Here is a 13,977-nt window from a genome sequence, read left to right as displayed (position 1 = left end):
TTTTTATTGAGATGATTGACTGGATAATTGTTTGAAGATCTCATCGAGTGCTGTTTTATCAAGATTGATCTCACGCAGCCGCCATCCGTTCTGCACACTGGCAACGATCAGCTTCTCGGTGATGTCCTGGCTTCCGTTGAAATACAGGCGTACTTGTCTTTCCGTAAGAAAATCCGCTTTTGTAACCCCGTCTATTTTCAGCAGTTCAGCGGCAGCCGGTGGATTTTCCAGGTGCATGATAACGCTGTGCGGTTCCACATAGTTATTGAATGCGTCCATACTGTCGGAGAATACAATCCTTCCGTTTTCAATCATCTTGATTTCTTTACAGAGCACTTGTATTTCGGAGAGAATGTGAGAAGAAAAGATAACCGCCCGGTCCTGCGCAATTTCTTTGATCAGGGCGCGTACTTCCGTGATCTGGTTAGGATCGAGGCCGTTGGTAGGTTCATCCAGTACCACCAGGCGGGGGCGGTGAACAATGGCCTGTGCAATGCCTACACGTTGCCGGTAGCCGCCGGAAAGATTGCGGATCAACCGGCTGCTGAAGTGGTCGATGCCGCAACGTTCCTTGGCTTCTTTTATGGCTGGTTTCATTCTGTCTTTTGGTAACTGTCTTAGCCCTGCGCAATAACCCAGGTATTCATCTACAGTCAGATCCATGTACAGCGGCGGGTTCTGTGGCAAAAAACCGATCTCTCTTTTGGCGAGTTGCGGATCTTCCCGCATATTGATCCCGTTGATATATACATTCCCTTCTGTTTGGTTCAGGGCGCCGCAGAGGATGTTCATGGTGGTGGATTTACCCGCACCATTGGATCCCAGCAGTCCTACAATACCGGTTTTACTGATCTCTATATTGATATCACGGATCGCCCATGAGCTGCTATACTTATGAGACAGGTGCTCGAGCTTTACAATGCTGGTCATATCGTGTTGGTCTGTTTTAATAATTTAATTATGGATTGTCGGGCATACCCGGGTTGTTCTGTAAAAAGTAAGGCGGTATTTTCATCACCAGGCGGTCCGGCTGCCTCAGGGTAATCACCGTAGTGGTTCCGTTGGTGTTATACAAATTGCGTGTGATGGCTTTCCCGCTGAAAATGGGATCTACTGATAACCTGCGCATATCAAACCAGCGGTACCCTTCCTGTGCAAATTCACGGATACGCTCATCGATAATATATTTTATCAGCGCTACCTGGTTGCCCGCAACAGCAGCCGGAACCTGCGCATCGGCAGCCGGCATCCGGTTTCTTCTCAATGTTTCCAGGTCTGTTATGGCGCCACCCAGGTCGTTTGTTCTGGCCCTGCACTCTGCCCGTAGCAGGTACAATTCGGGTAATTGCAACCCGTAGCGCGACCAGGTAATACCATATTTGCGCAACCTGCCACCGGGATTAAGGTTACCATCCAGATCTTTATTGGTATACAACAACAGGCGTTGATCATGAGGCCCATACAAGGCTGCGGTGGCCGGCATCAGTACCAGTCCGTCGGTACCAAACATATTGCCCCTGTTGGGACCATTGTAATAAACTTTAGAAAGAATTGCTTCCCGGGTATCATTGCGGTTAACGCCCGGACCTTGCGGACCAAAGGTTGGATCGATGGGAAGAAATGTGCCGCCCGGTGCAAACTCCACGTTGTAGTTATACAGCACCGGTGCGCCGTTGGCAGCAATAGCGGCAAACGCATCATCCAGTAATGGCAACGCATCCGCATAACGGCCCATAAACAGGTACACTTTCCCCAACAGCCCGGCCACTGCGGGTTTCGACATGCGGGTAACGATGCGTGGTTGCATGGGCACATCCGCCAGCGCGTCGGTAAGGTCTTTAATAATAAAGTCGTAACTGCTTTGTACAGTGCCACGATCGAACCGCTGCACCGTAATATCCGCTTTATCAATAACAGGGAAACCCGGATCTGTGGCGGCAGTAGCTGCATTGTAAGGTTTTGCGTAGTAATTGACAAACAGGAAATTCAGCCAGGCGCGGGTCGCTTTTGCTTCCCCGAGGAGTTGTTTCTTCTGTGTGTCTGACCCACCCGATGATGCCATTACTTCTGTAATGATCTTGTTAAGCAGGTACATATTTTCCAGTCCCTCCCGTAACATGAAAGGGTACGGTATTTCATCGCCGGGTTTGTAGATACTGTCGGCCCATTGAAAAAGCCGCGGCATCCATACAGAGCCTCTATTCAGGAAAGCCGCTTCCGCACCTGTTTCATCTCCCATTGATACGGCTTCCTGGCACCCCGAAACTTCGTTCATATAAAAAAGGGGATTGTTCATCAGCTTATCATAATCGTCGGTGGTAGTGGCTACCTGGTTACCCTGCGGCACTACTTCCAGGAAATCCTTTTTGCAGGCAACAAAGGAAAAGAGCAGCGTTATGTATAAGAAAGGACAAATTATTTTCTTTATCATGATCTGTTCATTTATGTTCACTTATAAAGTAAGATTTACGCCCAGGCTGTAACTGTGCCGGAAAGGAGGTGTGGACCGGTATCCCTGCCGCATGTCGTGGTATTCCGGGTCAATGCCAAGATCATTGGCTCTCCATACCATAAAATTGGTGGCTTGTCCGTATATGCTCAGTTGCTGTATTTTCAAGGGTTTCAGCCACGCAGCGGGCAGTTCATAATTAAGTGTAAGATCCCTGATCTTGAGATAGGAGGCGCTCACTACATTAATATCGGCCCTGTAATAATACATCATGTTGCGCCGGCTGTAATCTTCATTCGGATTGGCCACATAGGAAGGCACATTGGTGATAGCTTCGTCTCCGGGCTTTTTCCAGCGGTCCAGGAAATAGCTCGACAGGTTTCCGAAAGAAAATCCTGACGCATAATACCCGGGCCGGTCGGAGGTGAAATTGTTTACATCGCGGCGCATTACGTTGCCCATGTTATAAATCATGTTCACCGAAAGAGAAATGCCCTTGTAACCGAAAGTGTTGGAAAGCCCTCCGTTGAAAACGGGATTAGTGGTGCCCATATATTTGATATCTTCATTCTTCGCCTGGTAATAAGGGTCTTTGGTAATGGATTTATCACTCAGTTTTATCTGCGGGTCACCCATATTATCCAATCCTCCCCAGGTGTAGGCAAAAACAGGTCCGGCGGGATAACCGATGTAATAAAACGACTGTATTTTATAATCACCGGTATTGGAATACGCGGATAACGCTTCAAAGTCCTGCAGCTTGTTTTTATTATAGCTGAATATAAATGTAGTAGACCAGTTCAAACCGTCTCCCTGGATATTCTGGGAAGTAAGATTCAGCTCAATTCCTTTATTGGAATACTTACCGAGGTTGCCTATACTGGTTTTATACCCGGTGAACGGATTCAGGTAAACATTGCCCAGCATATCGGTGGTGGTTTTGCTGTACAAATCGATGCCTCCGCTGATCTTTCCTTTCAGCAGTGAATAGTCGATGCCGATATTTACAGTTGCGGTATGTTCCCATGCCAGTTTGGTATTAGCGGTAGATACGATGCCTAATGCATCACCGGCTATTCCGCCGCTATTTGCCTGCGAAATGGCATTCAGGATATCATTCCTCGACGCCGACCCGACGTAGGGCGAGTTACCTGTGATACCATAGGTAGTTCTGATACTAAGATCATCCACCCAGGTGATGGGCTTAAAGAAATTCTCTTTCGCCAGTTGCCATTTAGCGCCAAAACTCCATATCGGCTTATTCTGCGAAGAAACATCGCTGCCAAAAAGATTGCTGTGATCCTGGCGCCAGCTCCCGTCTACACTATATTTATCATTGAAGGTATAACTGGCCAGTGCGAATTTTGAGGTAAAGCGCGAAAGCGTTTGATTAATGGAGTATGGTCGCTGCAGGTAGCCGTAGCCGCTGACCGCACCTGTTACACCCTGGGTCAGTGTTGCATAATCTACCAGGCCGTAGGTGCCCAGTTTTTCGTCATATCCTAAAAAAGTACTGGTAGTTGAAAAATTGAATTGCTCCTGTGCCTCCTGCCCTACCTGTACCATCAGGTGGTCCCGGCCTTCGCGGGGTTCTGCTGTGTATACCAGTTGATTCCGCACCGTCCAGTTGCGCTGATCGTTGTGGCCGTTACCGAAGGTCCCGCCGGTGATGGGTACCAGGTATTGAGGCGTGGAATTAACAGTGGGTGCTATGGTAAAACCCAGGAGCTCCCGCCGCTGCATAAACGCCCTGTTATCCAAAAAGTAATTGTTGACACCCGGAGATTTTACATAACCATAGGTACCATCAAAACTTAAACCTTTCCAGAGCTTAATATTTGCGTTAGCCGTGAGGTTAATGAAAATGGTATTCCTTTCACTGTGCGCATAATCCACTTCATCGAGCGGTACATAATCCATATTGATCCTGCTGCGGGCCTGGTAATCGAGCCGCAGGGAATCTGACCACCCGGACATAAAAGGCATTGCTACGTTTTTCCCGGAGGCATCTTTGGGTAACAGGTAGGGCACCACATTAGGACCAGATGCTATTGAATTTTTTGAGCTTTGTACGTTATTGATGAGGGAAGCGTTTACAGAGATCTTAATATTCCTGTTTGGCTGCAGATGTTGGGTGAGGTTTATTTTGTAACTATTGTCTTTGTTCCCCGGCATATTATCCTGCGACATCGTATAGGCCAATGATCCATAAAATGAATACACATTATTTCCGCCGCTCACTGAAACAGTATGGTTAGTGGTAAACGCCGGGCGAACCAGCACATCCAGGATCTGCTGCCGGTTGTTGATGGAGGCCAGGCTGTCCATTCCTTTGTTGTACTGCGCGTCAGAGATCAGCCCGCGGTAATGATCATACAGGAGCTGGTCGTGCGGTGGAATGGTTTTATCATACAGGGTGTTCCAGGGAAACTGCTCCGGGTTGAATAATTCTTTTGAGGTGGCAATGAACTGCTGACTGTTCATCACCGGGATATAGCTATAATCGGGTTTACCCTGGAAGTTGATAAAGCCGCTGTAATTAACCGTGAGCCGTTGATTGTTTTTACCTGATTTGGTGGTAAGCACTATAACGCCATTAGCTGCTCTCGCCCCATAAATGGCGGCGGCAGCGGCGTCTTTCAATACCGTGATATTTTCAATATCATCGGGATTCAACGTGCTGAAATCATTTACGATCATGCCGTTGATCACATACAGCGGATCCGAATTCAACTGGATGCTGCCTTTTCCCCGGATCACACTTCTCCTGGTTTTTACGCCGTTTCCGTTACCGTTTTGCGTTTCCACATCGTAATCGCTGCCTACTGCAAGGGTTAATCCCGGTACCAGTCCATCAAGCCTTTGCATGATATCCATGGTGCCGGTGCGTTTGGCAACAATCTCCATATCGGGTTTACCAAAGGAGCCGGTGGCCCTTTCTTTATCGAGTTGCTGGTAGCCGGTGTTAACAATCACTTTTACATCGGTGAGCTGGTATATTTTACTTTTTACCACGATGGTATGTTGCTGTCCGTCCAATTTAAGCTCGCCGGTCCAGGGTTCCATATTCACACTTGTAATCTGCACCTTCACCACCGGAAGGTCTACTTCGGATAAAAAGAAGCCACCGTCTTCATCTGTAAAAGACATCTGCACCCGGTCGGCGGCTACATCAGCCCGGATGGTGGCGCCTATGACCGGATTTTTATGTTCATCTATCACACGCCCGCTCAGCACCCTGCCGGGATTGGATGGCACCGCCTGCATGACTATTTGCTGAGGCCCTGTAGAAGACGGTGCAGGCGTAATCACAATCACCTTGTTTTTTATTTCCCAGGTGAGATGTTGTTCTGAAAGACATTGATCCAATACATCCGCCAGGGATGCATCTTTCGCATTCAGGCTGACGGATTTTGCTTTCTTCAGCGTTTCTTTACTGACGAGAAAAGAATATCCTGTTTGTTTTTCTACTTCCCTGAAGATCTTCTCCAGGGATAAATTCCGTCCTGTAATCGTAATCTTTTGTGCGTAGGTATTTGCACTAAGAAGCAATGCTGCTGTAAAAATAAAGAAACACACCTTTATAAATCTGGTCAGTTTAGGTGGCATACAATCAGGCACGGGACTGCCATGTACAATTGAGTTCATATCTTGTACCGGTTTGGTTGTTAAAGTAATGCTGAAAAGCGATGCTGGTTTTACGTTTAGTTCCTGCTGCTATCCGGAAATGTTTTCCCATATCCGGATTTTTCTTTGGTTGATGTACTCCTGTTTATTTATTTTTCATTCACAATGACTGGTTGGTTTAAATTTACCTCGGACCTGGAATAACAATGATCTGCTTCCCTTTTATTTCAAAATGTACTTTGCGTGTCAGTTCCAGCACATCCAGGATCTGCCGGGCATTTTCGCTTTTTGGAATGGCGCCGTAAAATTCTTCTTCCGGTAATTGTCCCTGGTATACTACCTCTACATCATACCACCTGGCTACCTGCCGCATAATAGTAGCGATATCTGTATTATAAAACCGGAACTTTCCTTCCTTCCAGGCCAGCACTTCTTCCAGGTCCGGTGTGGTAATGGTAATACCGGGCGTGTTGTTTGTTACGGCGGCCTGTTGACCGGGTTTTAGTATTTTTTGTGTTCCCTGTTGTATCACCTTGATAGCGCCGTTTATCAACGTAGTTTTTATGGCTGCTTCATCAGGATAGGCCATCAGGTTAAATGCTGTTCCCAATACTTCAATGCGTTGTCCTTTCGAAACAACGATAAAAGGTTTTGTGGCATTCTTTGCCACACTGATGTATGCTTCTCCCGAAATTTCCACGGTCCTTTCCTTATCACCAAAACGGTTGGGATACCTGATATAAGAAGCACTGTTGAGCCACACTTCTGTACCATCAGACAGTTCCAGCTGATATTGCCCGCCGCGCGGTATAGTAAGCACGTGCATGGTAACAGCTCCGGCAGGATCAGCGGCATAAGCGAGTTTGCCGTTGTTTTGTTTAACCACGCCATTTTCACCGGCAATTTGCCCGTTTCCAATACTATCCAGTGTGATCACCTTACCATTGCCCAGCGTGAGTATGGCTTTGTTGCCACCCGGCGCCAGTGGTGTTTGCACCGCCAATGGTCTGCTTTCATGCGAACGGTAATAAGTATAGCCACCTATGGCCAACAATACTGCTATAGAGGCCGCAGCTGCCATACGGAACCAGGCCACCCGGTATACCGGTGTTGCAGCCGGCGTAGCCCCGGTGGAGGCCATAATAGTCTGCCACACCACTTCTTCCCGCTCCGGCGGGAGATCTGTCAGCGGTTTGGGTTCCCGCAAACCGCGGCGCAGTACTTCCCGCAGGATATCTTCATGACCAGGTTCCTGCAGATATTGCAGGAATGTGGCCTGCTCCTCTGCAGTAGCGGCGCCCTGTATACAACGGTGATATAAAGCAGCTATATTATCTGGTAGTTCCATCATTCAATTTCTTAGGTGTATGTTTTTAATGGGAAAGCTTTGCCAGGCAAAACCGCCGTATCGATCGCATCGCCTGGTCCAGGTTCCATTTCACCGTTTCCGGTGATACCAGGAGCTGATCGGCCACTTCATTTCTTTTTAGTCCTTCCTCTTTTATCAGCTTATAGGTTTGTTGCTGTTTATCCGGCAGCCGTGCTACCGCCTCGTCCAGCAAGGTATCCAGCTCCTTTTCGATGTAGAGGTCCAGCGGATCTTTCTTATCCGTTTCCGGCGGTGACTGCGGGTTGCTGACGGTTCTGCGCAACTCACGGATCACTTTAAAACCGGCATGTTCCGTTACCCGGTAAATCCAGCCGCCGAAATGTGTGATTACCGGCAACCGTTCCCGGTGCAACCACACCTTCATAAAAACTTCCTGCAACACATCTTCCGCCAGCTCCCGGCTCCCCGTAAGGTGATAGATGGTTGTATACAGTTGCTTCCTGTAATGCGCGAATACCGTGGCAAAGGCAGCAGTATCTCCGTTGGCAATTCTCCCGAGTAACCCTGCTTCATCAGGCAGATAAACAGTATGATTTTTACGGCCTTTCCTGTGAATCATATATATAAGAGCCACGGGAATAACAATTGGGGGGTAAGGACGAAAAAAATTATTGCAAACCGTTCAGCAGCATGAAAGCCAGGGTAAGTCCAAGGTGCGCCATACAGTATTTACGGACGGACTGATTCGCCTGATCGAGGTTCCATTTAACTGTTTCTGGCGATACCGACAATCGTGCTGCCACCTCTTTTCTTTTTAGTCCCTGCTGCTTGACGAGCCGGTAGGTGAGCTGCTGTTTTTCCGGTAACTGCGCAATGGCAGCCTCCAACAGCTGGTCGTACTCTTTCTCAATAAAAATATCAACGGGATCTTTCTCCGGCGGCGTTAACGGATCATTGGATAAAGCCTGCAGCCCACCGGCAATGCGGCGGTTACTGCGGATTACTTTAAAGCCGGCATATTCGGCTACTTTGTACAGCCATCCGGGGAAATTAATAATACCCGGCAATCGGTCCCGGTGCATCCATACCTTGATAAATACTTCCTGTAATACATCTTCCGCCATCTCACGACTGCCGGTTACCCGCAAAACAGTGGTATACAAATTTTCCTTGTGCGTTTTAAACAATATGGCAAACGCCATGGTGTCACCGTCAGCTACGCGATGGAGCAACTCCTGCTCTCCTGGCAGATCCTCATGAATTCCGGAACCCCTCATATGATGAATCAATGAAATCAGGATGAATTCCTTGATTAGTAAATTGGAAATTGGTTGCGGAAGTAAATTTATTAATAAAATCTGCTGAAAGGTTATTTTTTTATACCGGATCAGTATATAGATAATATATTATATATTTGCCTGTTTTAAAAAATACCTGACCTTATGAAACCGCAGACACTCATTGCCTTTGCAGCTGCTCTATTATTACTTTTTATTACCGGGAATAGTTTCGCACAACAAATGGATACTGTTAAGCAGGCGCAATTCTTAGCATTGGTAAAGAAAGCAGCTATCACACTGAGCAATGAAAAGGCCGACGCAAAAAAGCTGAAGAAAGCAGCAGCCACCATGAAGGCAACGCAGTAAATTTACTATAAAAGAGTGGACAGCCTGCGGGAAGCGGACGATACTCCCCAGCCGGTATATGATGCGAACAGCGTTGACCTCGGCGCAGTGGTGATGAAAGACCTCATTGCAAAAGAAGATACCTCAAAGGAACATAAGGATTACCTCAACGCATTGTTAACGCACAACACCCTTACCATTATCCATATTTTCGGGAAAGAAGCCGGTCCGGAGACCTGGCTCCTGCTGGCAAAGAAAATGACCTACGAAGGAAAGGATTATGAACAATACCTGCAGTCATTTACCTATAGCGATAAAAGCAGGGATGCCTATACAAAGGTGATCAGAAACTCCCTGCTGGACCTGGCAACAAAGGAAGCTAAAAAGCGGTCGGACTATTAACGTCTTCTTATCAGGTGAATGTCCTACTTTTGACAGGACCATCATAAAACATATGACCCAAACTTTCAGACAGGGCGCTATCGGCGCATTGCTTGATGAATATGAAAGAGCCATTTCGGAATTGAAAGAAGTGATCAGGACCATTCCCGATCACGCACTCACTGTTATCACCGATCCGCATACAGCCGACGAAAACTGCCGGTCGGTTCAAACCATATTGTCGCATGTAGTCAGCTCCGGATTTGGCTATGCCACCAGTATTCACAACCTCCGGGGCCCGCAGCTGACGCGTCCTGCCAAAACATTTCATCTTACTGTAAACGCTTACCTGGAAGACCTGACCCAGGTATTTATCTTCACAGAAAAAATATTCGCAGCATTTAAAGATGATGAACTGGAACAAATGGACGATGCGTTAAAAATAAAAGCCGGCTGGGGACAGGTATACGATATAGAACAAATGGCCGAACACGCCATTGTGCATGTACTCCGGCACAGGCGCCAGATTGAGCGGATTAAACAACAACAGCTTGCGGATATTTTAAGCCGGTAATTCATCAATTTAAAAAATATCAGCCGGCATTAGTCAGCACCTGCTTCAAAATACAATTCCCACAACAAACACATTTGCATTAACGGATTTTTCGCCGAACACAACGCTGTGATCCTCTTCCGCTATCCTGTCGGGGTACCGGTATTTATAACCGCGGTAAATATAAGAAGCGAACACGCCTATCTTACTGAAGTGCCAGGCAACACCAGCACCTGCTCCATAAAAATATTTACCGGATTCATTGAAAGTAACAGATTCCTGCCCCGTTCCTGACGGCACTTCCGCAGTGCGGGTTACATTATAGCCATTCCTGCCGAACTGCCCGGTGATATAAGGATCTATATGTCCGAAGCGGTGTTTGATTTTCACATCCGCAAATACCGGGATCAAGGAATGATCATTGTAAGAAGTGAGCTCCACACCCGGCCCTACACTAATGATATGATTCAGCAGCTCCACGTTCGCCGTCACGCCACCGCCGCCGCTACCGTCGTGGATCATTCCATAAGCGTAACCATACAGTAATTTCTCCCGCTGCGCGAAAGTAAAAAGCGGTAAGCACAACAGAAAAAGCAGTATATTTTTCATGATCATATGATGTTTCTCTTATCTTCTAACAACCAGCCGGGGAATATTGTTGCCTGCGCTTACTTTTGCGCCACAATGATGAACCTGTCTTTCCGCACATCCAGGAAAGTATGCAGGTCAAAATAATCCGACAGCCGGGCCGACAGCTGCTCAAAATCAAAGCTGTCGTATTCCTCAAACAAGTAAGGCATAGAGCGAATATAAAACAGCAATGCCTCCGCATCATAAAAACGCATAAAGCCATAATCATCCTGCTGGTGAAGAATGCTGAAAGCGGTTGGTGCAAACTGCTGCAGCGCATAATCGATGTTCCAGTGCAAAAATTCTTCATTAGGTTTCACTCCCAGTACCTCCGCGATGGAAAGATCACTTCTTCCATCCACCTGTTGGGTAATGAAGTGTCCGCCGGGCTTCAGGATACGATATACTTCTTTCAGATCATAACTCTCATGACGATCTATTACCAGGTCAAAATAATTATCTTCAAAAGGCAGGTTATCATCTGTATACTCATGAACAAGCGTTCCGCCAAACGAATGCAGCCGTTTTTGGGCGAGTACCACATTGGGAATGTATCCTTCGGTAGCGTATATACGAAATTGTTCTTTACCGGGTAGCAGGCTTAAAAACTCTCCCCCGCCGGTTCCCAGGTCGAGAAGGGTACAGCCCGGCTTCAGATGGCGGCACACCATTACAAAATAGTTCCAGGGCAAAGGGCTTTCCATCATTCTGCCTGTGTTGATTAAATAGCTGAAGTCCCAGCCGCTTGCTTTTTCTTCCTGCATATAGCATGGTTTTTATCTCCGTATTTAAAGTTACACAACTACGAGGTACGCTAAAAAAATACTTGTTCAATTTCCGGTTGTTACCCAGGTTCAGCTGGCGTACTTTTGAAAAAAAGATATACATGCTGACGGACGAAATCATGTACCAGGCGATACTTGATAAAAATGTGGCTTATGAAGGCAGCTTCATAACAGGGGTTAAAACCACCGGGATATTCTGCCGTCCTACCTGTACGGCCAGGAAACCCAAAAGGGAAAATGTAGAATTCTTTAAAACCACGAAAGAAGCTATTACAAAGGGATACCGGCCCTGTAAGGTATGCAGCCCGCTGGAAAAACTGGATGAAACACCTCCGGCTATCAGGGCGATCCTGCAGGAGCTGAATGAAAACCCCTCACGGAAATTCAAAGATGCAGACCTGGCTGTAAAAGGTATAGCACCCAGCGCCATCAGGCGGTGGTTCCTGAAAAATCATGGTATTACTTTCCAGGCATACCAGCGCATGTTCCGCATTAATGCTGCTTTCAAAAAAATTCAGCATGGCGAACCCGTAACGGCGGCAGCATTTGACGCCGGTTACGAATCCCTGAGCGGCTTTGCCGATTCATTCAGATCAGTATTCGGGGTATCGCCATCCAATAGCAAACAAAAGCAGGTGATGAATATCACACGCCTGGAAACGCCGCTGGGAACTATGTTTGCAGGCGCAGTGGAGGCAGGCATTTGCTTACTGGAATTCACTGACCGGAAGATGCTGGAAACGGAATTAAAACAACTTTCACAAAAACTCAACGCCAATATCATCCAGGGCGCTAACCCACATTTTGATGTATTAGAACAGCAGCTGGAAGCGTATTTTTCCGGAAGAAGAAAAACATTCACGGTGCCTTTGTTTATGCCAGGCACAGACTTTCAGCAATCGGTGTGGCGCCTGCTTCAAACTATTCCGTATGGCAGCACCAGGTCTTACAAGCAACAGGCCATCGCCCTGCAAAAGCCGGAAGCCATCCGTGCCATCGCAAATGCCAATGGCATGAACCGCATCTCCATCCTTGTCCCCTGCCACCGCGTAATTGGAGAAGACGGCAGTTTAACCGGCTACGGCGGCGGCATCTGGCGAAAACAATGGTTACTCGACCTGGAACAGGGTAACCGGTAAAACATTCACATAAACGAGGTTATGAACCCAAAACAACACCGGCATTCCAAATGGATTGCCCTGGCCGTTATTTTAACGGCCCCGCTGCTCTATGTCATTGATATCTTCATTATCAACATGGCGATTCCCGGTATTCAGAAAGGCGTGCAAGCTACCGACGGCGAAGTACAGCTAGTGATAGCCGGGTACCTGCTGGGCAGCGCTTCTTTCCTGATTACCGGTGGCAGGGCCGGCGATTATCTTGGCAGAAAGAAAATTTTCTTCCTGGGCATGCTGCTCTTTACCCTCACCTCCTGCGGATGTGGGTTAGCGCAAACCCCGCTGGAGTTAAACATCATGCGCTTTCTGCAAGGGGTGAGCTCCTCCCTGATGGTGCCGCAATCCATCGCGTTCATACAGGTATTGTTTACCGACCCGCAGGAAAGGGCAAAGGCCATCGGGTGGTATGGTATCACGTTAAGCATTGCCGCTATCATTGGCCAGATCCTGGGCGGTTATCTGGTAGATACCCATTTTCTCATCGCCGGCTGGCGGCTTATCTTTTTCATCAACCTCCCCGTTGGGATCGTATCCTTATGGGCTATCCGGAAATATCTTGATGAAACACCAAGGGATACGGGTCAGCAGTTTGACTACTCCGGCGCCGCTATCCTCACAGCAGGACTGGTTTGCCTCATCTATCCGCTCACCAAAGGACGCGAAATGGGATGGCCGCTGTGGGCAATCGGGTTGATGCTGTTGGCCGTTTTCATATTTGCCTTCTTTATCCGCGACCAGCAAACAAAAACACTTTTACAGAAAGGCTGTTTAATTGATACGGCACTCTTTAAGATCAGGGAATTTAATATCGGCCTGCTGGCGGTACTGTTTCACTTTATGATGCACACTGCTTTCCTGCTGATGAGCGCCGTATATTTACAGAACGGCCTCGGCTATACGGCGTTGGACTGCGGCATGTTCTTTCTTCCGCATGCGGTGTTGTTTATGATCTCCTCTGTGCTCGCTTCTAAGCTGATAGTACGGTCCGGGAAAAAAGTATTGCAGGCAGGACTACTTATCATTCTTATTTCTTTCCTACTGCAACTCCTGCTTTTCAAGCCACACGTCAGCACCCTGTATGTAATACTGCTGATAGGATTATACGGCCTGGGCAACGGACTGGTATTACCTTTCCTGTTAAACATTGTTTTGAAAAGCGTACCTGTAAAATTTGCAGGAGCAGCGGCAGGCGTTTTCTCTACTTTCCAGCAAACTGCTTCTGCACTGGGCATCAGTATTGTGGGTGGTGTATTTTATTACGTGATCAATAGCAGTCCGCATTTTCCGGATTACAGCAAAGCGCTCGACTGGGGGATCCTTACCGGTATCTGCTGCCTGGCAATAGTAGGATGGATGCTTTGGCTGCTGCCTGAAAATATGGATATGCACACAACAGGCATTCCCACTGAAGGCATATAA

Annotated in this window: 13 protein-coding genes; 5 read left to right on the top strand and 8 right to left on the bottom strand. The window is 47.5% G+C overall.

Annotated elements, in window-relative coordinates; all coding sequences use genetic code 11:
- Window positions 1-3: 3 nt before the first annotated feature.
- The 6 genes from AB6805_RS22495 to AB6805_RS22470 form a co-directional block, all read right to left on the bottom strand.
- On the bottom strand, window positions 4-930 hold the full coding sequence (locus tag AB6805_RS22495; protein ID WP_370911698.1) for an ABC transporter ATP-binding protein: 927 nt from the start codon (window positions 928-930) through the stop codon (window positions 4-6).
- A 28-nt stretch (window positions 931-958) separates the two neighbouring features.
- A complete protein-coding gene (locus AB6805_RS22490) occupies window positions 959-2,431 on the bottom strand; it encodes a RagB/SusD family nutrient uptake outer membrane protein (RefSeq protein ID WP_370911697.1) in 1,473 nt (490 codons plus the stop codon).
- A 21-nt stretch (window positions 2,432-2,452) separates the two neighbouring features.
- Window positions 2,453-6,097, bottom strand: a complete 3,645-nt coding sequence (locus tag AB6805_RS22485; protein WP_370911696.1) for a SusC/RagA family TonB-linked outer membrane protein — start codon at window positions 6,095-6,097, stop codon at window positions 2,453-2,455.
- Window positions 6,098-6,260: 163 nt separating this feature from the next.
- A complete protein-coding gene (locus AB6805_RS22480) occupies window positions 6,261-7,424 on the bottom strand; it encodes a FecR domain-containing protein (protein ID WP_370911695.1) in 1,164 nt (387 codons plus the stop codon).
- 25 nt (window positions 7,425-7,449) lie between these two features.
- On the bottom strand, window positions 7,450-8,025 hold the full coding sequence (locus AB6805_RS22475; RefSeq protein WP_370911694.1) for an RNA polymerase sigma factor: 576 nt from the start codon (window positions 8,023-8,025) through the stop codon (window positions 7,450-7,452).
- A gap of 49 nt (window positions 8,026-8,074) precedes the next feature.
- Window positions 8,075-8,683, bottom strand: a complete 609-nt coding sequence (locus AB6805_RS22470) for an RNA polymerase sigma factor (protein ID WP_370911693.1) — start codon at window positions 8,681-8,683, stop codon at window positions 8,075-8,077.
- Window positions 8,684-8,848: 165 nt separating this feature from the next.
- Between AB6805_RS22470 and AB6805_RS22465 the strand changes: the two genes are divergently transcribed.
- The 3 genes from AB6805_RS22465 to AB6805_RS22455 are packed head-to-tail and all read left to right on the top strand — an operon-like array spanning window position 8,849 to window position 9,986.
- Window positions 8,849-9,052 carry a hypothetical protein gene (locus tag AB6805_RS22465; protein ID WP_370911692.1) on the top strand — a complete coding sequence of 68 codons (204 nt, stop codon included), beginning with the start codon at window positions 8,849-8,851 and terminating at the stop codon, window positions 9,050-9,052.
- Between the two features lie 15 nt (window positions 9,053-9,067).
- Window positions 9,068-9,433 carry a hypothetical protein gene (locus tag AB6805_RS22460; RefSeq protein WP_370911691.1) on the top strand — a complete coding sequence of 122 codons (366 nt, stop codon included), beginning with the start codon at window positions 9,068-9,070 and terminating at the stop codon, window positions 9,431-9,433.
- 52 nt (window positions 9,434-9,485) lie between these two features.
- Window positions 9,486-9,986: a DinB family protein gene (locus AB6805_RS22455; RefSeq protein WP_370911690.1), complete on the top strand. Its 501-nt coding sequence runs from the start codon at window positions 9,486-9,488 to the stop codon at window positions 9,984-9,986.
- Between the two features lie 45 nt (window positions 9,987-10,031).
- On the opposite strand, the gene AB6805_RS22450 is transcribed toward AB6805_RS22455, so the two are convergent.
- Window positions 10,032-10,574, bottom strand: coding sequence for a hypothetical protein (locus tag AB6805_RS22450; protein WP_370911689.1), 543 nt, complete (start codon window positions 10,572-10,574; stop codon window positions 10,032-10,034).
- Window positions 10,575-10,633: 59 nt separating this feature from the next.
- A complete protein-coding gene (locus AB6805_RS22445; RefSeq protein ID WP_370911688.1) occupies window positions 10,634-11,359 on the bottom strand; it encodes a class I SAM-dependent methyltransferase in 726 nt (241 codons plus the stop codon).
- A gap of 122 nt (window positions 11,360-11,481) precedes the next feature.
- On the opposite strand from AB6805_RS22445, the gene AB6805_RS22440 reads away from it, so the two are divergent.
- Both AB6805_RS22440 and AB6805_RS22435 read left to right on the top strand, forming a co-directional pair.
- Window positions 11,482-12,519, top strand: coding sequence for a bifunctional transcriptional activator/DNA repair enzyme AdaA (locus AB6805_RS22440; RefSeq protein WP_370911687.1), 1,038 nt, complete (start codon window positions 11,482-11,484; stop codon window positions 12,517-12,519).
- A gap of 21 nt (window positions 12,520-12,540) precedes the next feature.
- A complete protein-coding gene (locus tag AB6805_RS22435; RefSeq protein WP_370911686.1) occupies window positions 12,541-13,977 on the top strand; it encodes an MFS transporter in 1,437 nt (478 codons plus the stop codon).

This window comes from Chitinophaga sp. RCC_12 (assembly GCF_041360695.1).
In the GTDB taxonomy this organism is placed as follows: Bacteria; Bacteroidota; Bacteroidia; order Chitinophagales; family Chitinophagaceae; genus Chitinophaga.
The sequence above is the reverse complement of the archived record's forward strand: the minus strand, read 5'-3'. Positions and strand labels throughout refer to the sequence as shown.

Excerpts from the sequence above, each read along its gene's own strand:
- AB6805_RS22495 (WP_370911698.1), bottom strand. The coding sequence starts at position 930 with ATGACCAGCATTGTAAAGCTCGAGCACCTGTCTCATAAGTATAGCAGC.
- AB6805_RS22485 (WP_370911696.1), bottom strand. The coding sequence starts at position 6,097 with ATGAACTCAATTGTACATGGCAGTCCCGTGCCTGATTGTATGCCACCT.
- AB6805_RS22455 (WP_370911690.1), top strand. The coding sequence starts at position 9,486 with ATGACCCAAACTTTCAGACAGGGCGCTATCGGCGCATTGCTTGATGAA.
- AB6805_RS22480 (WP_370911695.1), bottom strand. The coding sequence starts at position 7,424 with ATGGAACTACCAGATAATATAGCTGCTTTATATCACCGTTGTATACAG.
- AB6805_RS22470 (WP_370911693.1), bottom strand. The coding sequence starts at position 8,683 with ATGAGGGGTTCCGGAATTCATGAGGATCTGCCAGGAGAGCAGGAGTTG.
- AB6805_RS22440 (WP_370911687.1), top strand. The coding sequence starts at position 11,482 with ATGCTGACGGACGAAATCATGTACCAGGCGATACTTGATAAAAATGTG.
- AB6805_RS22475 (WP_370911694.1), bottom strand. The coding sequence starts at position 8,025 with ATGATTCACAGGAAAGGCCGTAAAAATCATACTGTTTATCTGCCTGAT.
- AB6805_RS22490 (WP_370911697.1), bottom strand. The coding sequence starts at position 2,431 with ATGATAAAGAAAATAATTTGTCCTTTCTTATACATAACGCTGCTCTTT.
- AB6805_RS22450 (WP_370911689.1), bottom strand. The coding sequence starts at position 10,574 with ATGAAAAATATACTGCTTTTTCTGTTGTGCTTACCGCTTTTTACTTTC.
- AB6805_RS22435 (WP_370911686.1), top strand. The coding sequence starts at position 12,541 with ATGAACCCAAAACAACACCGGCATTCCAAATGGATTGCCCTGGCCGTT.
- AB6805_RS22465 (WP_370911692.1), top strand. The coding sequence starts at position 8,849 with ATGAAACCGCAGACACTCATTGCCTTTGCAGCTGCTCTATTATTACTT.
- AB6805_RS22445 (WP_370911688.1), bottom strand. The coding sequence starts at position 11,359 with ATGCAGGAAGAAAAAGCAAGCGGCTGGGACTTCAGCTATTTAATCAAC.